This window comes from Cystobacter fuscus, from assembly GCF_044360685.1.
GTDB lineage: Bacteria > Myxococcota > Myxococcia > Myxococcales > Myxococcaceae > Cystobacter > Cystobacter fuscus_C.
This window is the reverse complement of record NZ_CP043491.1, coordinates 853,309-874,276: the sequence shown is the minus strand read 5'-3', so window position 1 is coordinate 874,276 and position 20,968 is coordinate 853,309. Positions and strand designations below refer to the sequence as shown.

Annotated in this window: 17 protein-coding genes; 6 read left to right on the top strand and 11 right to left on the bottom strand. The window is 69.7% G+C overall.

Annotated features, from left to right (window positions below; all coding sequences use genetic code 11):
- Window positions 1-9 precede the first annotated feature (9 nt).
- The 8 genes from F0U63_RS03670 to F0U63_RS03635 all read right to left on the bottom strand — a co-directional run bounded on the left by F0U63_RS03670 (window position 10) and on the right by F0U63_RS03635 (window position 12,540).
- Window positions 10-5,292 carry a HAMP domain-containing protein gene (locus F0U63_RS03670; protein ID WP_395843734.1) on the bottom strand — a complete coding sequence of 1,761 codons (5,283 nt, stop codon included), beginning with the start codon at window positions 5,290-5,292 and terminating at the stop codon, window positions 10-12.
- 108 nt (window positions 5,293-5,400) lie between these two features.
- Window positions 5,401-5,832, bottom strand: coding sequence for a thiol-disulfide oxidoreductase DCC family protein (locus F0U63_RS03665; RefSeq protein WP_395843732.1), 432 nt, complete (start codon window positions 5,830-5,832; stop codon window positions 5,401-5,403).
- Between the two features lie 73 nt (window positions 5,833-5,905).
- Complete coding sequence (locus tag F0U63_RS03660) at window positions 5,906-7,252, bottom strand: hypothetical protein (protein ID WP_395843731.1); 1,347 nt, start codon at window positions 7,250-7,252, stop codon at window positions 5,906-5,908.
- Complete coding sequence (locus F0U63_RS03655) at window positions 7,249-8,322, bottom strand: hypothetical protein (protein WP_395843729.1); 1,074 nt, start codon at window positions 8,320-8,322, stop codon at window positions 7,249-7,251. Before F0U63_RS03655 ends, F0U63_RS03660 begins: the two co-directional genes overlap by 4 nt.
- 155 nt (window positions 8,323-8,477) lie before the next feature.
- Complete coding sequence (locus F0U63_RS03650; RefSeq protein ID WP_395841548.1) at window positions 8,478-9,059, bottom strand: transposase; 582 nt, start codon at window positions 9,057-9,059, stop codon at window positions 8,478-8,480.
- On the bottom strand, window positions 9,056-9,574 hold the full coding sequence (locus F0U63_RS03645; protein ID WP_395848309.1) for a helix-turn-helix domain-containing protein: 519 nt from the start codon (window positions 9,572-9,574) through the stop codon (window positions 9,056-9,058). The genes F0U63_RS03650 and F0U63_RS03645 overlap by 4 nt, the downstream gene beginning before the upstream one ends.
- Window positions 9,538-10,545, bottom strand: a complete 1,008-nt coding sequence (locus tag F0U63_RS03640) for a hypothetical protein (RefSeq protein WP_395843727.1) — start codon at window positions 10,543-10,545, stop codon at window positions 9,538-9,540. The genes F0U63_RS03645 and F0U63_RS03640 overlap by 37 nt, the downstream gene beginning before the upstream one ends.
- 36 nt (window positions 10,546-10,581) lie before the next feature.
- A complete protein-coding gene (locus F0U63_RS03635; protein WP_395843725.1) occupies window positions 10,582-12,540 on the bottom strand; it encodes a PAS domain S-box protein in 1,959 nt (652 codons plus the stop codon).
- Window positions 12,541-12,637: 97 nt separating this feature from the next.
- Here F0U63_RS03635 and F0U63_RS03630 point away from each other — a divergent pair, with 97 nt between their 5' ends.
- Window positions 12,638-13,138, top strand: coding sequence for an ureidoglycolate lyase (locus tag F0U63_RS03630; protein ID WP_395843723.1), 501 nt, complete (start codon window positions 12,638-12,640; stop codon window positions 13,136-13,138).
- 3 nt (window positions 13,139-13,141) lie between these two features.
- On the opposite strand, the gene F0U63_RS03625 is transcribed toward F0U63_RS03630, so the two are convergent.
- Both F0U63_RS03625 and F0U63_RS03620 read right to left on the bottom strand, forming a co-directional pair.
- Window positions 13,142-13,897 carry a hypothetical protein gene (locus F0U63_RS03625; protein ID WP_395843721.1) on the bottom strand — a complete coding sequence of 252 codons (756 nt, stop codon included), beginning with the start codon at window positions 13,895-13,897 and terminating at the stop codon, window positions 13,142-13,144.
- A complete protein-coding gene (locus F0U63_RS03620; RefSeq protein ID WP_395843719.1) occupies window positions 13,897-14,499 on the bottom strand; it encodes an RNA polymerase sigma factor in 603 nt (200 codons plus the stop codon). The genes F0U63_RS03625 and F0U63_RS03620 overlap by 1 nt, the downstream gene beginning before the upstream one ends.
- A gap of 211 nt (window positions 14,500-14,710) precedes the next feature.
- Here F0U63_RS03620 and F0U63_RS03615 point away from each other — a divergent pair, with 211 nt between their 5' ends.
- The 5 genes from F0U63_RS03615 to F0U63_RS03595 all read left to right on the top strand — a co-directional run bounded on the left by F0U63_RS03615 (window position 14,711) and on the right by F0U63_RS03595 (window position 20,092).
- On the top strand, window positions 14,711-15,970 hold the full coding sequence (locus F0U63_RS03615; protein WP_395843717.1) for a hypothetical protein: 1,260 nt from the start codon (window positions 14,711-14,713) through the stop codon (window positions 15,968-15,970).
- The gene (locus F0U63_RS03610; protein WP_395843715.1) at window positions 15,967-16,713 is read left to right on the top strand and encodes a hypothetical protein; all 747 of its coding nucleotides are present in this window, start codon (window positions 15,967-15,969) and stop codon (window positions 16,711-16,713) included. The genes F0U63_RS03615 and F0U63_RS03610 overlap by 4 nt, the downstream gene beginning before the upstream one ends.
- The gene (locus F0U63_RS03605; RefSeq protein ID WP_395843713.1) at window positions 16,710-17,771 is read left to right on the top strand and encodes an Ig domain-containing protein; all 1,062 of its coding nucleotides are present in this window, start codon (window positions 16,710-16,712) and stop codon (window positions 17,769-17,771) included. Before F0U63_RS03610 ends, F0U63_RS03605 begins: the two co-directional genes overlap by 4 nt.
- A gap of 145 nt (window positions 17,772-17,916) precedes the next feature.
- Window positions 17,917-18,549: a hypothetical protein gene (locus F0U63_RS03600; RefSeq protein ID WP_395843711.1), complete on the top strand. Its 633-nt coding sequence runs from the start codon at window positions 17,917-17,919 to the stop codon at window positions 18,547-18,549.
- Window positions 18,550-18,700: 151 nt separating this feature from the next.
- On the top strand, window positions 18,701-20,092 hold the full coding sequence (locus F0U63_RS03595; RefSeq protein ID WP_395843709.1) for a cytochrome P450: 1,392 nt from the start codon (window positions 18,701-18,703) through the stop codon (window positions 20,090-20,092).
- Window positions 20,093-20,142: 50 nt separating this feature from the next.
- Here F0U63_RS03595 and F0U63_RS03590 read toward each other — a convergent pair whose 3' ends face one another.
- Window positions 20,143-20,967 (bottom strand): hypothetical protein, encoded by an 825-nt coding sequence (locus F0U63_RS03590; RefSeq protein ID WP_395843707.1) that lies wholly within the window; start codon window positions 20,965-20,967, stop codon window positions 20,143-20,145.
- Window position 20,968 lies beyond the last annotated feature (1 nt).

Here is a 20,968-nt window from a genome sequence, read left to right as displayed (position 1 = left end):
CTTCCATCATCAGTTCCCCCCGCGAGGTGATACCCAACGGCAAAGCAGCTCCAGGAGCCGATCGATGTCCACCGGCTTCGAAAGATAGTCAGAGGCTCCCGCTTCGAGGCACTTCTCGCGGTCGTCCTTGAGGGCGCGGGCCGTGATGGCGATGACCGGCAGCGACGCCCACCGGGGGTCGGCGCGGATGGCGCGCATCGCCTGGTAGCCATCCATCTCCGGCATCATCACGTCCAGCAGGACCACATCCAGTCCCGGGTTCTTCTCCAGCAGCTCCATGGCGGCACGCCCGTCCTGGGCGAACGTCACCCGCATGCCGTGGTTCTCCAGGACGCTGGTGAGGGCGAAGATGTTGCGGGCGTCATCGTCCACCAGCAACACCTCGCGGCCCGCGAGCAGGCGGCGCCGGGTTTCCCGTGCATCGGCGATGGCTCGTGACTGTTCACCCACGCGGCGCATGAACCGCCCCATTTCGGCGAGCATTCCCTCGGGTGAGCGGGCGAAGGATTCGAGCAGCACGGACTCCGCCGAGCGCCGCAGGCGCCGCTCGTCATCCGGCGGAAGCTGTGCGCCGCTGTAGAGCAGCACGGGGGGCAGGCGGCCAGGCCGGCGCACCAGCTCCACGAGCAGCTTCAGTCCCCGTCCACCCGGAGAGGACAGGTCCAGTGCCACCACATTCACCTCGCCCCGGTCCAGCGCCTCCACGACGGCGGACGGCTCCAGCACCGTCATGTCCAGGGCCCCCCCGCTCGCGGAGAGCTGCCGCACGCACTCGCTCAACTCGGAGCGGGGATCCACGAGCCCCAGCTTCCGGGGCCCTCCGTCCTCCGGGAGCACCAGGTGGCTGAAGGCGCCCTGGAGCGCCTCGGGCGAGAAGGGCCGGTCGAGGTAGACGAAGCAGCCGACGCACGAGCCGCCGCGCAGCCGATCCACGCTCACCACCTGCACCGGAATGCTCCGGGTGCGCGGGTCGCGCTTGAGCCGGTCCAGCACGCTCCACCCATCGAGGATGGGCAGATCCAATTGCAGCACGATCGCCGAGGGCTTGAGCCGCTGGGCCAGCGACAGCGCCACGTCGCCGCGGGGGGCCACCAACGCCTTGAGACCCTCCTGGTGCGCGATGTCCACCAGGCCCCTGGCGAAGTCCCCATCCGCCACCGCCACCAGCATCACCCGATCCTCCGGGCCCACCTCGTTGCGGTCGTCCACCCAGGTGACGGACGACGCCGGGAGGTCATGCACCTCGCCCCGGGGCAACAGCTCGCGCAGCATGGGCAGGTAGCCCACGTCCGCATCGGCCGGCGCCTCCACGCCCCGCTCGAGGCCGTTGTAGCTGCGCGGCAGGTAGAGGGTGAAGGTGCTGCCCTCGCCCCGGGCGCTCTTCACCCGGATCTCCCCGCCGAGCAGCCGCGCCAGCTCGCGGCTGATGGACAGGCCCAGGCCCGTGCCCCCGTACTTGCGGCTCGTGGTGCCATCGGCCTGCTGGAAGGCCTCGAAGATGAGCTTCTGCTTGTCCTCGGGGATGCCGATGCCCGTGTCGATGACGGAGAAGGCCAGCACCTGCTCGGCGTCCACCAGCTCGGGCGCGGAGAAGCGATCCTCCTCGTCCGCCCCGCGGATGCGCAGCGTCACCTGGCCCGTGCTGGTGAACTTGAAGGCGTTGGACAGCAGGTTCTTGAGGATCTGCTGCAGGCGCTTGGGGTCCGTGAAGACGGTGGCCGCCACGTCCGGATACACCTCGGTGATGAAGCCCAGATCCTTCTGCTCGGCCACGGGCCCGAAGGTGCGGCGCGCGAAGTCCACCAGCTCCACCACCGCGGCGTCCCGCGGCTCCACCTGCATCTTGCCCGCCTCCACCTTGGACAGGTCGAGGATTTCATTGATGAGCGAGAGCAGGTCTCCCCCCGAGGAGTAGATGGTCTCGGCGTACTCCACCTGCTTGGCGTTGAGCAGGCCCTCGGGGTTGTCCGCGAGCAGCTTGGCGAGCACGAGCATGCTGTTGAGCGGCGTGCGCAGCTCGTGGCTCATGTTGGCGAGGAACTCGCTCTTGTACTTGGAGATGAGCGAGAGCTGCTCGGCCTTCTCCTCGAGCGAGGCGCGTGCCTGCTCCACCTCGCGGTTCTTCTCCTCCACCTTGATGTTCTGCTGCACGAGCAGCTTGGCCTTCTCCTCCAGCTCGAGCGCCTGGGCCTCCAGGGCCGAGTTGGAGCGCTTGAGCTCCTGCTGCTGCTGGGTGAGCTCGCGCGACTGGCTCTGCAGCTCGTTGGCGAGGCTCTGCGACTGACGCAGCAGCTCCTCGGTGCGCATGTTGGCCATGATCATGTTGAGCACCACGCCGATGCTCTCGGTGAGCTGGTCCAGGAAGATCTGGTGGATGGTGCTGAAGGGGTGGAAGGAGGCCAGCTCGATGACGGCCTTCACCGCGCCCTCGAAGAGCACGGGCAGGACGATGATGTTGAGGGGCGTGGCCTCGCCCAGGCCCGAGGTGATGCGGATGTAGTCGGCGGGCACGTGCGTGAGCAGGAGCGTCTTCTTCTCCAGGGCGCACTGGCCCACGAGGCTCTCGCCGAGCCGGAAGCGGTTGGCCACCGTCTTGCGCTCGCGGTAGGCGTAGCTGGAGGTGAGCTTGGCCACGGGCACGCCGTCCTCGGTGTCCATGAGGAAGAAGGCGCCGTGGTGGGCGGAGACCAGGGGCGTGAGCTCGGACATGATGAGCTGGGAGACGGCCTCCAGGTTCTTCTGGCCCTGCATCATGCCGGAGAACTTGGCGAGGTTCGTCTTGAGCCAGTCCTGCTCGGTGTTCTTCTGGGTCGTCTCCTTGAGGTTGACGATCATCTGGTTGATGTTGTCCTTCAGGGCGGCCACCTCGCCCTGGGCATCCACCGAGATGGAGCGCGTGAGGTCGCCCTTGGTCACGGCGGTGGCCACCTCGGAGATGGCGCGCACCTGGGTCGTCAGGTTGCCAGCGAGCTGGTTCACGTTGTCGGTGAGCTGCCGCCACGCGCCCCGGGCTCCGGGCACCTTGGCCTGTCCGCCGAGCTTGCCCTCGATGCCCACCTCGCGCGCCACGCTGGACACCTGCTGGGCGAAGATGCCGAGCGTGTCCGTCATGCTGTTGATGGTGTCCGCGAGCGCCGCCACCTCGCCCTTGGCGTCCACCACCAGCTTCTGGGTGAGGTCGCCATTGGCCACGGCCGTCACCACGCGCACGATGCCGCGCACCTGGGTGGTGAGGTTGCGCGCCATGAGGTTCACGTTGTCCGTGAGGTCCTTCCACGTGCCCGCGACGCCGGGCACGCGCGCCTGTCCCCCCAGCTTGCCCTCGGTGCCCACCTCGCGCGCCACCCGCGTCACCTCCGAGGCGAACGCGTTGAGCTGATCCACCATCGTGTTGATGGTGTCCTTGAGCTCGAGGATCTCGCCCTTGGCGTCGACGGTGATCTTCTTGCTCAGGTCACCCATGGCCACGGCGGTGGTCACCTTGGCGATGTTGCGCACCTGGTTGGTCAGGTTGGAGGCCATCGAGTTCACGCTGTCCGTGAGGTCCTCCCACACGCCGGACACGCCCTGCACCTCGGCCTGGCCCCCGAGCTTGCCCTCGGTGCCCACTTCCTTGGCGACGCGCGTCACCTCGGCGGCGAAGGAGCGCAGCTGGTCCACCATCGTGTTGATGGTGTCCTTGAGCTCGAGGATCTCCCCCTTCACGTCCACGGTGATCTTCCGCGAGAGGTCCCCATTGGCCACCGCCGTGGTCACCAGCGCGATGTTGCGCACCTGGCTGGTGAGGTTGCTGGCCATGAAGTTCACGTTGTCCGTGAGGCCCTTCCACGTGCCGGACACGCCGGGCACGTCGGCCTGACCGCCCAGCTTGCCCTCGGTGCCCACCTCGCGCGCCACGCGCGTCACCTCGCCGGCGAAGGAGCGCAGCTGCTCCACCATGGTGTTGATGGTGTTCTTGAGCTCAAGCACCTCGCCGCGCGCGTCCACGGTGATCTTCTTGGACAAGTCGCCCCGGGCGACGGCGGTGCTCACCTCGGCGATGTTGCGCACCTGGGCGGTGAGGTTGTTGGCGAGCAGGTTCACGTTGTCGGTGAGGTCCTTCCACGTGCCCGCGACCCCCGGCACGTCGGCCTGGGCACCCAGCTTGCCCTCCACGCCCACCGTCTTGGCGACGCTCGTCACCTGGTCGGCGAAGATGCCCAGCGTCTTCGTCATGCTGTTGAGCGTGTCGGCGAGCGCCGCCACCTCGCCCTTGGCGTCCACCACGAGGCGCTGGGACAGGTCGCCATTGGCCACCGCCGTCACCACCTTCACGATGCCGCGCACCTGGGTGGTGAGGTTGGTGGCCATCAGGTTCACGTTGTCCGTGAGGTCCTTCCACACGCCGGACACGCCGGGCACATCCGCCTGGCCCCCGAGCTTGCCCTCGGTGCCCACTTCCTTCGCCACGCGCGTCACCTCGCCGGCGAAGGAGCGCAGCTGGTCCACCATGGTGTTGACGGTGTTCTTGAGCTCGAGCACCTCGCCGCGCGCGTCCACGGTGATCTTCCGGGACAAGTCACCGCGCGCCACTGACGTGGTCACCTCGGCGATGTTGCGCACCTGGGCGGTGAGGTTGTTGGCGAGCTGGTTCACGCTGTCGGTGAGGTCCTTCCACGTGCCCGCGACCCCGGGCACACGCGCCTGGCCGCCCAGCTTGCCCTCGGTGCCCACCTCGCGCGCCACGCGTGTCACCTCGGCGGCGAAGGAGCTGAGCTGATCCACCATGGCGTTCACCGTGGTGCCGATGCGCAGGAACTCGCCCTTCACGGGCTGACCCGGCAGGTCCAGCGCCATCTTCTGCGTGAGATCTCCCCGGGCCACCGCGCCGAGCACCCTTGCCACCTCGGTGGTGGGCTGCACGAGGTCCGCGATGAGCGAGTTGATGGAGCCGAGGCTCGAGGCCCAGCCACCACTCACGTGGCCGAGCGAGGCGCGCTCGGCCATCTGGCCCTCGCGGCCCACCACGCGCTCCACGCGGACGAGCTCGTCCTGCATGCGCTGGTTCATGGCCACCATGGCATTGAAGGCATGGGCGAGCTCCTCCATCGAGCGGGGCTGGGCCTCGGGGGTGAGGCGCACGGAGAAATCCCCGGCGGTGACGGCACGCAGGGAGTCGAGCAGGGTCTCCAGGGCCCGGGTGGACGCACTCCTGCGGGGGCGGGCCCGGGCCTGACGCGCGGCGGGGCGGGCCTTGCGCACCTTCTTCTTTCCGGTCTGGGGGCGGGCGGAGGAACGGGTCCGAGGATTCACGGCGGCTCCTGTCGAGAGTGAGGCTTGTTCCCAACCCCGTGGAGCCGTGGGTTCGTTCCTGCGCCGTGAGTGCCGGGTGCTGTGCGGACGGACGGACGGGCGCTCGCCCTACTCCCCGTCGGCTACGAACTTTCGCCGGAGTTCAGGGGGCGGGAGCGCGCACTGCTCGTACTTGCCGACGAGCCGGTAGCGGTTGCGCGCCACCAGGCCATAGAAGAAGTCGCCCACGCGCGCGGGGAGCAGGCCCATGAGCACGGACAGCCCCTTCCACACGCCGCCGAGTTGACCCAACACGAACCGCACGGCGGCATATTTCCAGAGGAGCCGCTCGTTGGGGGAGCCCCGGTCCGCCAGGAGGTACACCCCATCCAGGGCGGCCGCGTCCTTGCCGTGGCGGGCGAGGAGGTCCCGGGCGAGCGCTCCCTGGAGCTGGGCGAAGAGGAAGACGTCCTGACGGTCGCGCGCGTGGATGAAGTGGACCGTGTGGTTGCACAGCACGCAGACGCCGTCGAAGAACAACAGGTGATTCGAGGTGCTCACTCACGCCTCCCAGGGAAACCGGCTCGCCTCGGGGTTGTATGTACACCAGGGCGTGTCGTCGCCACGCGGGATGTCACCCGGGAGCGCGGTGCCGCTCGGCGACGCGGTAGAGCTGGGTGAGGGAGAAGTCCAGCAGCGACTGACAGGTGCGCATGTAGCGCCAGGCCCGGACGAAGGGGAGCCAGACCCGGTCGCCCACGCGCACCTGGGCCTCCTCGAGCTTCTGGCGGGGGATCCACTGGCCCCCGAGGTGGCGCACCAGCACCTCGCCCAGGTACGCGCCAATGGCGGGCACGGCGAGCGTGTCGATATTCTGCCGTTCGAAGACGCGCGGGAACTCCTGACGCCAGAACTCGTAGTCCACGTCCGAGAGCGACTCGGGCGTCGTGTCGAAGACGGAGGGCACCTTCGTGTGCAGCAGCGCCACCAGGTGCTCGGCGAGGTAGCGGTAATGCGCGCGGGCACGCTCCACGTCCTCCACGTCTGGAGGAAGGGCGGCATCGGCGGGGCGCCATTCGTCCGGTTCAGGCGGATGCCAGGCGTTGAACTCGGCGATCTTGCGCGAGCGCACGTGACTGGAGATGCGATCCACCACGCGCGAGAGGAACGGCTCCACGTCTGGAGGGAAGCGGGGTTCCACGGGGGCGAGCAGGGCGCTGCGCTCGCGCAGGCCGCGCAGCACGGTGTCGAAGTCCAGGTCCGGACGGAGGTGGACATGGGCACGGGCCTGGGCGAGGCGGGCCTCGTCGCTGGCGAAGTCCGCCGGCGTGGGCCGCGTCACCAGGAAGATGGAGCCGTTGGGCAACTCCTCCACCCGCCAGGCCGGCGTGGACAGCATGCGCTCGCGGCCCACGGATTCCACCAGCTTCGGACCGAAGACGTTGAGCCAGGACACCTCGTAGATCTTGTCGAACCCGTCTCGAATGGACGTCTGCATATCCCGGCCAAAGAGAGGAGCGCCCGCGACTTCTCCGTCATCAGAGCTATGGGCATCCGCATGGGACACCGGGTAACGAGAGGCCCAGGCGCGAACCATCTCCACGAATGGCCGACAGCGTTCCTCCTCATTGAAGAGGGAAAGCGGTTTTACATCGATCGTGCAGAACAATTCGGGGCTCCGCGGCGGCAACCGGAGCCGAAACGCCATGTCCAGGGCGGGCCATTTCGTACGATAGAAGCCAATTGTTACGAAGTCCCCGTCACGTGCCTCCTCTAATGCCTTCCAGATGGCGGCGCGGTTGTATTTACGTCGCCGCTTGCCTTCAACGACGTCTGGCATCCACTCGCCCGCGTACTCCTCGAGCGCTTGGAGAAAAGGCTCCAGTTCGCTCCCCGGCGAGGCCCATGAGCCCAAAGCACCTTTGAAATCAAGTCGGAGGTAATCCTCCTCCTTCACGCCGTGAAACTTCAGTCTCTTCATTGGAACGACACCTCGACTCCGGGAATCTGCTCCTGGGCCTCGCTCATGGCTCTATACAATTTGGCTGTATTCGTGGGATCGAGATGACTGTGCTCGTAGATGAGGCGGACCCTTTGAACCGGCACCTTGCTCCCCCCGCGCAGAAGGGACTGGAGGGAGGGCCGACGGATGTCCAACGTCTCACCGTAATAACCCAGGGCCTCCTTCGCGTCCGCCATTATCTGCGCTCGCAGGGCGCTTGCACTCAATCCGGTCAGATCGCGGCTCTTGAAACTGAGTGTCTCGACGCGAGGGGACCGTCCAGCACTCGGACCTTCCTCGATGACAAGTACATCCGCGAAACGCAGGTTGCTGTTGGGCTTCCACACGCCCACCCATCTCTCGATGCGTGGCCGGTCGAAGTCCCCGAGGAAGCGGCGCTCGGCCCGAGGTAAGGCCGCGTCGGCCCGCAGCCTGTCCACCATGAGGTTCTCGAAGACCAGCCCCCGGGCGAACCCCCTCCGCATCCGATCGTAGCCCTCCCAACGCAGAGGCCCTTTGGCAGCCTTGCCCTGCTTGAGTTCCCCGAGGCGATTCTCGTGGTAGGTGACGTACTCGCTCCAGAGCGGGTTGCCTTCCGCTCCGGGCGGCGGAGCCTCCAGTGAAGGCCGCTGCCGCTCCAACACCGCCACGTCCCTGGACAGGCGTGGGCCCTCGGCGTCGAGTTCCACCCACGCCAGCCGAGCCTCCACCACCTCCCGGGTGAGGCCCTCCGCCTCGTCCACCAACAAGGACATGCTCCCGGAGCGCTCGGCGGCCAGGGCCCGCGTCGGCGCGGAGCGTGTCCCCGTGCCGCCCTTCGACTCCCAAGGGACAGGGCGCGGAGGTTTCGCCTGGGACAGCCACACCTGCGCCCGCGCCACATCCCCCCGGGCCTCGCGCAACGCCAGCGCCGCATCCGCGCCTCCCATGGCCACGAAGTGGGCCGCTTCCCGCCGGGCCCGGATGTCCCGAAGCAACTCCCGCGTCCCCTCCACTCCCAGCCGGGCCTCCCACTGCCGCCCCAGCTCTCTCAGGAGCGAAAGACGCACCTCCAGACGCCCCCACCCCCGGGCTTCCCCCAGGGCGCGAACGCCCCGCCCTCCCGCGTACAGGCCCACCAGCAGCGCCGCCGGAGCCAGCTCGCGTGTGGCCTGCTCGTACTCGCCCCGCGTCAGCGAGGACAGGCCCTCGCCCGTGCCCACCACTAAGTAGGTCGCCAGAAGTTCTCTAACAAATCGCGCAGCCAGAAGCCTTCGGCGAGGCAGCCCGCCTTGCGGAGGGCTTCCTGGGCAGAGAGGCCCAGTACCCATTGGATGGCGGCGTCGACGTGCTGCTCCACGGTAGGGTACTGGCGATTGGCCGATACGAGCTGCTTGAGTGGACGCCACAAGTGGTCCATGCAGTTGAGCTCCGAGTGCTGCTTGGGCAGCAGGAGCAGATGGATACCGAGGCGGCAGGCCAGCTGCTGGGACTTCTGGGCGGTGTGGCAGCTGGCCCTGTCGAGCACCAAGAGCAGCGGGCGGCCGGGGTAGGCGGCGCGCAGCGTGCGCAGAAAGGCCATGAAGTCCTCCTGCCGGCTGCGCCTGGTGGCCATGACGACACGCCTGCCGGTGCGCGGGTTGATGGCGCCCCAGAGCGTGCGCTTGGCATTTTCACCTGTAATGGGCACCACTGCCTGCTGACCGACAGGAGCCCATACGGCGCGCAGCGGTGGAAACCAGCGCAGCACCGTGCTGTCCATGACGAGCAGCACCGCACGGGGGAACTGGCGTTTGAGGCGCTTCAAACGGCGGACAAGGCCCCCTTTTTCTGCCCTGGATGGGGCGCCGCCGTCACGTACACATACCGGGGTCGCTTCCACGCCAGCCCCGCCTCGTGCAGTCGGCGACGCAGCGTGCGGGGGGATACCTCGAAGCCCTGCCTCTGCAAGTGCGAGCGGAGCAGCGGCACCGTCCAGCCATGGCTCGCCCAGCCAGCCCTCTCTGGACTGCTGCGCACTACTCGACGCAGGCGCCTGCTGGTGAGGCGCGGGGCTTTTCTGGGCCGGCCTGAGCGCGGGGCATCCAACAGCGCTGATGGAGTGCGTGCTGCAAGGTAGCGCTCAAGCCAGAAGTAGACCGCTGGTCGACTCAGGGCTGCCAGGTGCGCGACCTCACCCGGGCCCTTGCCCTCGGCGATGAGCTTGATGGCCAGAAGACGACGGAAGTAGCGGGCGTCGCGCGCCTGCCGCAACGCCCGCTCCAGCTTCCGCCTGTCGTATGCTGTCAGCCCCAGTTCGGCAGGGCTCCTTGCCGGTCGCATGCTCCAGAAGCTGTGCATGCGGCCGGAATTTGTCTCGGAACTTCTGGCGACCTACTTAGGTAGAAGAACCCCAGCGGCACGCCGAACGTCGCCGCGTCGAGACTCCCCACCGCCACGCTGCTTGGGGCGAAGTGCCTCCACGCCAGTTCCAGTTCCACCTCGTGCGACGCGTCCTGGTAGGGCGCGGGCAACTGCCCCCGCCGCTCGGCCATCTCCGTGTAGCGCAGGCCCTCACTCACCTGACTCGTCGCCAGCGCATCCCGCGCGGCGCGGCCCAGCCCTCGCAGCACGTCACCCGCCTGCTCGCCCCGCTCCGCATAGGCCGAGAGCGGCATGCCTCGCCCCGCCAACTCCTCGCACACGGAGGGCATGAGTCCCAGCGTCCGCCCCAACTGCTTGTCGCGGGCCAACCACCGCAACACCGCGTCCACTTCGTCATCATGGGCCGCGTGCAGCACGTAGAGGGAGAACACCTCGGCGAGCACGAGGCCGTAGCGCTCGGCGGCGGCGAGCAGGAAGGAGACGCGCTTGGCGTTGAGGACTCCGACGGCGTCCGCGCGCACGGGACCCAGGGCCGCGAGCCGCATGGCGCGCCAGTCATCCAATGCCTCCACCAGCCGGGGCATGTCCACCCGCTGCTGCAACGCCACGTAGTCGCCAGGCGAGGGACACTTCAGCAAGGGAGCCAGCAGCGCCTCGGCATCGCCTGAGGACAGGTCGGGCCAGCCCGGAGGCATGGGCACGCCGCCACACGCGAGCGCTTCTCCTCGCCCACTCGTCTGGACGGAGAAGCCGCCCGCGCCTCCCATCGCCGAGGACAGTCCCCAGCCGCCGGTCAGTCCGCCGAGCGGAGCACCCGTGGCGCACCCCGCGAGGAGCAACAGCGCGGCCAGGGCCCACAGCATCAGGCCGAGGCAGGGGCTCGTGACGGGCAGCCCTCCGGTGACGGGCGCATGGGTGGTTCTCCGCATGAGAACCCTCCATTGGGATGCATCACCAGGGGCGAATCAACCACCCGTCCGGGGAACGCGCACGGTGAACGTCGTGCCCTCCTCGCACGTGGACCGCACGTCGAGCGCGCCCCCGTGCGCATCCACGAGGTGCTTCACGATGTAGAGCCCGAGCCCCACGCTGCGCCCGGCCTTGTCCACCTCGGCGGTGGCGCGCTGGAAGGGTTGGAAGAGCCGCTCCATCTTCCCGGGCGCGATGGGCGTGCCCCCGTTGTGGACGGAGAGCACCAGGGCCTCCTCCACGCCTCGGGACTCCACCCGCACGGGCGTTCCCTCCGGACTGTACTTCAGGGCGTTGGTGACCAGGTTCTGCATCACCTGGGCGATCCGGTCCGCGTCCCATTCCCCCAGGCCACAGCCCTCGCGCACCCAGCGCACCTCGCGGCCCGGATGGGCCACCTCCACCTCGTCGAGCACGCCGCGCACCACCTCGTGCATGTCCACCCGCTGGCGCTCGAGCAGGATGCCGCCGCCCAGGCGCGCCTGGGTGAAGTCGAGCAGATCCCGGATCATCCGGATGGCGCGCTCGACCGAGCCCTGGATGCGCTCCACGCCCCGGGTCTGCCCTTCGTCCAGGCCGCCGCGGCGCAGCAGGCTCCGGGTGGTCAGGAGGATGGCGTTGAGGGGATTGCGCAAGTCATGGCTGACCATGCCCACCAGGTGTTGCTCGGAGTCGGCGCGGCGTTGCAGCTCCTGCTGGGCCTGCCGCGACTCGTGCACGTCCGCCGACAGGCCCACCCACTTCACCACCCGGCCCGCGTCGTCCCGGACGGGCACGCCCCGCACGAGGTGCCACCGGTAGCTCCCATCCCGGCCCCGCACCAGGTGCTCCACCTGGAGGGGTGTTTCCTCCTCCATCGCGCGCGACCAGAGCTGCTGGGAGCGCGCCCGATGGTCCGGATGGATGATGGAGAGAAAGCCCATGCCCAGCAGCTCGTCCACGGCGAGGCCCGTGAAGCCGGGCAGCGCGCCATTCACGTAGATGAGACCGTGGGGGGGCTCGGCCATCCACACCGTCTCGGGCAGGGCCTCGGCGAGCGTGCGGAACTGCCGCTCACTCGCCTCGAGCCGGGCCTCCACCTGCTTGCGCTCGGTGATGTCGAGGAAGGAGGCCACCACCCCCGTGGGTGTCACGCCGTCGGACCCGAAGATGGGCTGGGCGTTGACGCACAGCCACACGAGCCGCCCGTCGGGCTGATGCACGCCCAGCTCCGCCCCGGTGACGGCCCGCCCGGTGCGCAGCGCCACGAGGGTCGGCAGTTCCTCCGCCGGGCAGGGACGGCCATCCCCGTGGAGCGAGCCCCAGCGCGGATCCTGCGACGCCCGTCCCACCATCTCCAGGGAGGAGAGGCCCAGGAGTCTCTCGGCGCTCTGGTTGGCGAGCAGCACCCGGCCCTGGTCATCATGGAGGATGATGCCCTCCAGGAGCGCCGAGATGACGGCCCGGAAGTGCTCCTCTCGCTCGCACAGGTTCGCGGTGGCGACATCGAGCTCCCGCCCACAGTGCAGCAGCTCCCACTCCCTCTCCAGGTGGGGCTCGTCGCGCACGGGCTCCCCACCCGGACGCGAGGGGGGCCGCACCGTGGGCCTCATCCGGGGCGACTCCAGCAGCTCGCGCACCCGGGCCCGGAGCAGCTCCGGCTCGACGGGCCTGGCGACACAGTCCACCGCGCCCGCCTCCTCGCCCTCCGTCAGGAAGAGGAGCGGGACATGACGGGTGCGCTCCAGCGCATGGATGAACAGCGCCGTCTCCCGGCCATCCAGCCCGGGCATCCGCGCGTCCAACAGGATGCACGCGAAGTCCTCGACGAGGATCTTCTTGAGGGCCTCCTGGCCGGAGTGGGCCCGGACCAGACGTTGGCCGAGCGGCGCGAGGCTGGCCTCCAGCGCCGCGAGCTCCTCCGGGCTGTCATCGACGAGGAGGATGCCCTGCTGTGGCGCGTTCACGGCCCGCATTCTCCCTCCTGGCCCGGGCGCGGAGGCTGTCCACCCCCGTGCCATCCCATAGCCCCCTGGCTTGAACTCCGGGTGGGGGTCATGCACTGTCGGCGTGATGATCCGACCGAAGCGGGAAGCATTGACGGCGGCGGCCTTCGCGGGATTCGGCGAGGTGGTGGAAGTGCCCGAGCAGGGCGGGCGCCTCATCAACAACGGCACGGCCTGGCGCTTCGATGACGTGGCGGCCCTGGCGCTCGACAAGAATGGCGGACGCGCGCTGCTGAGCCTCTTCCGCGTCCAACCCGCGCGCCTGCCGTTGCGCTGCACCCGGCTGGAACGCCATCCGGTGTCCTCCCAGCTCTTCCTACCCATCGGAAGCCGGCCCTTCCTCGTCGTGGTGGCCCATGGTCATGCCGCTCCAGACCCCGCGACCCTGCGGGTGTTCGTGACCAACGGACATCAGGGGGTGAACTACGCGCCGGGGACCTGGCATCACCCGGCCATCGCCCTGGACACGGTGACGGACTTCCTCGTGCTGGGCCGCGCGGATGCACGGCCGGACGACAACTGTGACGAGCTGCCCTTCCCCGGCGAGGCCGTCGTCGAGATCTCCTGAGCCCTAGCGGGGCACGAGCGTGAGGCGCGTCTGGGACAGCACCCGGCCCCGCGCATCCGAGAAGCTCGCGCGCACCTCCAGGGGTCCGGACAGCCAGCCGCCCTGGACCGGGGTGCTGTAGGGCAGCGGCACATCCACCCCCGCTTCGATCTCCTGCTCGCTGCCCTCCGCCGGGAAGAAGCGCAGGGGCTCACCCGAGGCGGAGAGCGTCTCCACCGTGAGCAGCGCCGCCTCGGGCGCCGTGTAGCTGAACTGCACCGCGCTCCCCTCGCCACACGCCAGCGTCTCGCCGGAGCGCGCCTCCTCGCGCACGTCGCCCTCCGGCCCCACACAGAAGGCCCGGACGCCCCAGGCGCTCGGCACCGCGCTTCCCCGCGCGCTCCACTCGGAGTCTGGAGCGGCGCGCAGGCGGGGCACCACCAGCACCAGCGCCACCGAGGCCAGCGCCAGGCCCGCCAGCGACGGCCCCCAGAACGAGGGCAGCGAGAAGCGCCGGCGCGCGGGCGCGGGAGTCCGGACGGGCTGGGGCGCTTGGGACAGCCGCGCGAACAACTCCTGCTCCAACAGGGCCTGCCGGTTCTCGGGCAACGCGCGTTGCTCCAGCGCCGACTCCACGCGCGCCAGCCGCTCGTAGGCCTCGCGGCACTCGCCACACCCGGCCACGTGCGCGCGCAACCGGGCGAAGCCCTCCGCGTCCAGCGTCTGCTCGAAGAGCGCCCGCAGCGCCTGCTTCGCCTGTCGGTCTCCACACGTCGTCATCACTGGTCCCGCCGCTTGAGGAAACTCCACCCCTTCACCTCCAACCCCTCCAGGTAGCCGCGCGCCCGCAGGAACTCGAGCAGCCGCGTCTTCAACCCCAACTCCCGGCGCCGCACCTGGATGCGCGTGAGGCCCAGGCGCTCGGCCGCGCCCTCCTGGGCCATGCCCTCCTCGCCAAAGCGCAGCTCGAAGAGCTGGCGCTCCTCCGCCGACAGCTCCGTCTTGAAGCGCGCGAGCAGCTCCTCCACCTCCCGGTCCTCCCAGGCCCGCGCCGCGCCCTCGCCCTCCTCCGGCACCTCGCCCACCTGCTCGAAGGGCTCCAACCCCACCGCCACCTCGCGCCGCCGCGACTGCTCCAGCAGCACATTGCGCGCGATCCCCACGAGGAAGTGCCCATAGGGGCGCACCCCGTCATAGGCCCCGCGCGTCCTCGGCTCGAAGGCCCGGGCGAAGGTCTCCAGCACCGTGTTCTCCACCTCCCATGCCCCACCCTGGTCTCGCGTCCGCCAGACCATGCCCCGCAGCACCCGCGCCAATGCCTCCGCGTGGGCCCGGTACACCCGTCCCATCGTCTCCGGGTCCCCGTCCCGAAAGGCCTGCAACGTCCGTGTGTCCCACTCCATCCCTCGGCGACTTACCGTGCCCGGCCTCCCGCGTCACCCCTGACGCTCTCTTCCTGTTGCGCGTGGACACCTGGATTGGATCGCCCCCGCGAGAAAAAAACGCCTGCCCGCTCGCCAGCCTACAAAGGCTTGTCGCCATGACACGGGGTCCCTTGCCCCGCCCCCTACCTCCCAGGGACACTCCGCGCGCATGCGATTGCTCCGATGCGCTCTGGTGATGGGGTGGGCGACGCTCCTGGTTGGAACCGCCGCGAGTGCCGCGCCCGAGCGCGTCACCTACGCGCTCATCATCGCCAACAACATCGGGACCGAGCCCCGGCAGGCCCCGCTGCGCTACGCCGATGACGACGGGGCGCGCTACTACGAGCTGCTCTCCCCGCGCGCGAAGGAGACGGTGCTGCTGAGCGTCCTGGACGCCGAGACCCAGGCGTTGCGCCCGGGACTCGCCGCCCGCACGGCGCCGCCCACCCGCGCCTCGCTCCAACAGGCCCTCGGCCGGCTCAACGCCCGCATGGCCGAGGACAAGGCGCGGGGCGACCTCCCGGTGCTCTACTTCATCTTCACCGGCCATGGGCAGCGGGGCGCCGCCGGCGAGGGCGCGGTGAGCCTGCTGGATGGGGCCTTCACCCGCACGGACCTCTACAACCAGGTGCTCGCGCCGAGCCAGGCGTCGCTCATCCACCTCATCGTGGACGCGTGCGACTCGTACTTCTTCGTCCACTCGCGTGGCGCCCTGCCCATGGCCCCCGCCCGGTTCGAAGCGGTGCGCGAGCGGCTGGCCATGCGCGAGCTGGCGCGCTACCCGCATGTGGGCGCCGTGCTGTCCACCTCGCGCGAGCAGGAGAGCCACGAGTGGAGCGCCATCCGCTCGGGCGTCTTCAGCCACCAGGTGTTGTCGGCGCTCGCGGGCGCCGCGGACGTCAACGCGGACGGGCGGGTGGAGTACTCGGAGTTGCAGGCCTTCATCGCCGCGGCCAACCAGGGCGTGGACGACGTGCGCGGCCGGCTGGAGGTGTCCATCCAACCGCCCGCGCTCGACCGGGCGGCGCCGCTGGTGGACCTGAGCCAGCGCACGGGCCTGGGCTTCCTCCTGCTGGCGCCGGGCCTGGAGGGCCGCGTGTGGGTGGAGGACGCGCGGGGCATCCGCGTGGCGGAGCTGAACAAGGAGCGCGAGCGCTCGCTGGTGCTGGGGCTGTCCCCCGGCCGGGGCTACTTCCTGCGCGCCCCGGGACGCGAGGCGCCCTTCCAGCTCACCCGCGCGGGCGCGGTGGTGGACGCGCGGGGCCTCACCTGGCGCGAGCAGTCCTTCGCGGCACGCGGCGCCCTGGAGGACGCCTTCCGGGACAAACTCTTCTCCGTGCCCTTCGGGCCCCACTTCTACGAGGGCTACATGGCCAGCCTCGGCGAGTCCCCCGTGGCGCCCGAGCAACAGGCGGACCTCACCCCATGAGCCTCGTGGCCCTGGCGCTGGCGCTCACGCTGGCCCAGACCCCCTGCCGGGGTGAGCGCGTGGTGCTCGTGCCCTTCCAGCCAGTGGCGTTGTCGACGGCCGAGGCCCGGCGGGCGGAGGACCTCGTGCGCCGCACGGTGGAGGCGCTTCCCGGCGCGTGCCTGGAGTCGCGGGCGGACACGGTGGCGCGGATGCGGGCACGGGGGGGCCGGCTCGCCAGCTGCTCGGACGCGGCGTGCCGGGGGGCGCAGGTGCTGGCGCTCGGCGCGCAGCGGCTCGTGCGCGGCGTGGCGCTCGGCGTGGGCGGAACGCGCAGCGTGGCACTCACCCTGGTGGATCTCGAGGGCCTGGAGTCCCACGCCACCCTGGAGCTCGCCCCGGAGGAAGCGGTGTCCGGCCAGGACGAGACCCGGGCCCGCGAGGCCCTCGGAGGCCTGTGGGCGGCGCGCACGGGACGCCGCGTGGACGAGCGTCCGGCGCGGGTGCTGCCCACGGTGCTGGTGACCGCGGGAGGCGTGGCGCTCGCGGTGGGCGTGGGCTTCGGGCTCGCCGCGCGCCAGAGCCAGAAGACCCTGTCCACCGGCGGCGCGGACTGCGGGGGCGAGGGCCAGGCGTTCCGCGACTGCTTCGCCGCGCGGCTGCGGGAGGGACGCTCGCGGGCCACCACGGCCAACGTGCTGCTGGGCGCGGGCGCGTTGCTCGGGGCGGGGGGAACCGTCCTCTTCCTCTGGGAGCTGCCATGAGCCGGTGGGTGCCAGGACCGACGTCGCGCCTCACGGTGCCGCTCACGTGGCTCCTCTGCCTGTCCGCGTGCGTCTTCGTGCCGGACCTCTCGCGCTTTCCCCCCTGTGATGACCAGGGAGGGTGTCCGGCGGGCTCCTCGTGCCTCGGCCCCGAGCGCATCTGCCTGCCGGACTGTGGCGCGCGGGGGCCGTGCCTCCCCGACGTACCGGCGCGAGACGACGCGGGCACACCTCCCCCGGAGCAGCAGGGCGACGCGGGAGTCGACCCCCTCCTGCTCGAGGAGGAGACCCTGGGCGATGGCGTGGAGGGGGTGGACTACGCCTTCCAGTTCCGGGCCCGGGGCGGCACGCCGCCCTACACCTTCTCGCCCCGGGGCGAACTGCCTCCGGGCCTGCGGCTCGATGGGGGCGTCCTGTCCGGCAAGCCGACGACGACGGGGGAGTTCCAGTTCACGCTCGGCCTGGTGGACAAGGAAGCACGAGCCACCGAGCGCGCGTTCTCCGTGCGCATCCATGCACCCCTGATCCTGGCCGGGCCGGGCGTGCTCGCGGACTTCCCCAAGGGGGAGGCCTATACGGAACAGTTGTCGGCACTGGGGGGCAGGCCGCCCTACCGCTTCGAACTCGTGCAGCCCAACTCGCTCCCCGCGGGCCTCGTCCTGAGCGCCAACGGGTACGTCCAAGGAAAATCGAGCGCCGCGGGCAACTCCTTCGAGGTCAAGGTGACGGATGACGCCCGGCCGCCCCAGACGGTCACCCTCCTGCTGCAACTCACCGCCAGCTCCTGCTCGCTGGGGGACACCTGCATCCGCACCCGCTCCGTGCCCATGGGCAAGGTGGGCGTGAGCTACGACTACTCCATGCAGGTCACCTCCCCCTACTCCGGCACCTGGAAGGTGAAGCCCGGTGGAGTGCTCCCTCCGGGCATCGGGCTCGACGCGTCCACGGGCCGCCTCTCCGGCACGCCCACCACGGCGGGTACCTACGACTTCACCCTCTCCCGCACGGACGTCTTCGACACCATCGAGTCCCCGGCCCTCAGGCTGCAAATCCACTGAGCGGAAACCGCCCGGAAAAAACTTTTTAAATCCGAGCGATCCAATCCTGGGGGGTTTTTCCAATTAATCGATGAAGGCGCGATGGCGCGGCGGGGAACTCCCTCCCCGGCCCAGCGCGGCTCTTCCCTCGACCCGGAGAAAAACCATGATCGCTTCCCTCAAGCGTTTCCTCGTTGGCGCGGCGTTCACCAGCATGGCCCTGCCGAGCATGGCGATGGCTGGCACCACGTGCGTGTATGTGCTGGGACACACGCCGGGTGGCACGGTGACCACGCCCGCGGTGCCCATCGTCATCCCCGCCAGCGAGGCGCTGACGGAGCCCGTGCGCGTCCACCTGGACGAGACGGCGCAGAACATCATCGGCTACTCGCTGAACCTGCCCGGCCTGGACCTGGGCACCGAGGGCACGCCGCTGTTCTCCCTCCCGGAGATCAACGAGGAGATCCCCAGCTTCAGCCTCACCATCCCGGCGGTGGACCTCACGCGCTACCGCTGCGTGGATGCCTCGGGCGTGACCGTGCCGGCCATCCCCTACTACATCCCCGCGTCGGCGTTCGTGCTGCCGGGCGGCTTCGTGGACGTGGGCGCCATCTACTTCAACATCACGGGCCACCAACTGACGGTGCCGGGCAAGCTGCTCACCTTCGACGGCAAGCAGATCATCTTCCCCGAGCAGAGCGGCAGCACGCCCAGCATCCCGGTGACCACGCCGGACCTGAGCGTCACGTTCAACGTGAACAACGCCACCGTGCTGGTGAAGTACCTGCAGCCCCTCTGAGTCCGGGCCGCGCGCCCGCTGCGCGCTCCCATGCCCGTGGCTCATGCTACGGGCCGCCTCACGCCCGTGTCCCCGGGGCGCCCCTGGCGATGGCACGCCGCGTCGTCCACAATGCGGGTCGCAGCTCTCCCGACCCCCGTGGTGGACCCCCATGAACAACTCCGCACCCCTGCCTCCCATGCCCCCAGGCCATTGGCTCTGGGGCCACCTCCCCGAGCGCACCAGCGATCCGCTCGGCCTCTACCTGCGCGGCCGTGAGCAGCTGGGAGACGTGGTGCGCTTTCGCATGGGGCCCATCTACGTGGAGCAGCTCACGCACCCGGATCACGTCAAGTACGTGCTCGCGGACGCGCCGGCGCGCTACACCAAGGGCCCCATCTTCCACAAGACGAGGCCCCTGGTGGGCAACGGCCTGGTGACGTCCGAGGGCGACTTCTGGAAGCGCCAGCGCCGGCTCGCCCAGCCCTCCTTCCACCGCGAGCGCCTGGCGGGGCTCGCGGGCGTGATGACGGAGACGGCCACCGAGGTGCTCGAGCAGTGGGAGCCCCGGGTGAAGGCGGGTGAGCCCGTGGCCATCTTCCCGGAGATGATGCGGCTGACGTTGCAGGTGGTGGTGCGCGCGCTCTTCGGGGTGGACGTGGCCGAGCACACCCGGGAGCTGGGCGAGGCCTTCACCACCGCGCTGGAGATCACCAACGAGCGCATCATCTCCCCGCTGCCCTACAAGCCGTGGCTCTACCGGATTCCCACCGCGAAGAACCTCGCCTTCCAGCGGGCCATGGTGCCGCTCAACCGCATCGTCGAGGGCATCATCGCCCAGCGCCGGACGCGGGGGCCCGCGGGTGAGTCGCAGGACCTGCTCGGCATGCTGATGGCCGCGCGTGACGCGGACACGGGAGACACCTTCGACGACGTGCAGCTGCGCGACGAGGTGATGACGCTGCTGCTCGCGGGCCACGAGACGACGGCCACCGCGCTCTCGTGGGCGTTCCACCTGCTGGAGAAGAACCCGGAGCAGGAGGCGCTGCTGCACGAGGAGGTGGACCACGTGCTCGGCGGGCGCACCCCCACGCTCGAGGACGTGCCGAAGCTGCGCTACACCAACTGCGTGTTCGAGGAGACGCTGCGCCTCTACCCGCCCATCTGGGCCATTCCGCGCGTGGCGGAGGAGGAGGACGTGGTGGGCGGCTACCGGATTCCCAAGGGGGACCTGGTGCTGCTGGTGCCCTACGTCACCCACCGCCACCCGGACTTCTGGCCGGACCCGGAGCGGTTCGACCCCACGCGCTTCCTGCCGGAGAACAGCAAGCAGCGGCCGCGCTGGGCCTACCTGCCCTACGGTGGCGGACAGCGCCAGTGCATTGGCAACAACTTCGCGATGATGGAGGCGCAGTTCATCCTCGCCATGGTGGCCCAGCGCTTCCGCCTGCGAGGCACCGGAGCCCCCGTGAAGGCCGATGCCCACGTCACCCTGAGACCGCACGGCACCATGCCCATGCACGCCACGCGCCGCGAGAAGCAACCCCAACTGCAGAGCGCGTGAAACCGGGAGCGCGGCCCCCCCCCCGGCCGCGCGTCCCTCCTCCCGGCGGCTCAAGAGCCGCAGTCGACGCCGCAGTTATCGGCGGTGTAGCCCGTGCCCTTGCGCTCACCCACCTGGCACACGCCATCGCCGCAGGTATTCACGTCCGAGAGGCGGATGCGGGTGGTGAGCGGCTTGTACGTCACGCCGTTGTAGGTGCACTCGCTGTAGAAGTTGCCATTGGGCTCCAGCCGGCAGTGCTGCATGCACTGACCGATGCGCTGCATCTGGGTGCAGGCCGGGTTGCTCATCGCGCCCAGGCCGAGCAGACCGCATGGCCGCGGAGTGCTCTGCTCGGGCGACAGCGCGTCCATGTGGTTGCCGGCGAAGAGCGCCGCACCGCCCGGGGTGAAGAGGTTGCCGAAGAAGCACGCCTCGCGCTGGGCGAAGTTCACGAGCTCCTGACGCGTGAAGGGGATGACGTCACCCGTCGCGTCCTTGCCCAGCACGGAGATGGGGACGTGCACCCCATAGTTGTTGGCGTGGGCCGCCAGACACGCGGAGATGACCTGCTGCTCGTCCAGGGTCGCCGGGCTGCCGTCCGACCAGAGGGGAGCCAGCCCCATGCCGCCTTCCCAGACATGGCGTACTCCCGTGGCCGGATTGACGAAGACACGGACCTGGCCCTCGGGCACCGCGCAGCGCACCAGGTACTGCATCAGCGATTCATGGCCCGCCAGGTTGCCGCCATCGGCGCTATTGAACCAGGTGATGAAGTCCGCGCTGTTCAACCCATTGAGCGACAGCCCATTGAGCGACAGCCCATTGAGCGACAACCCATTGAGCGACAGCCCATTGAGCGACAGCCCATTGTCTTCCTGAAACGTTTGCGACATC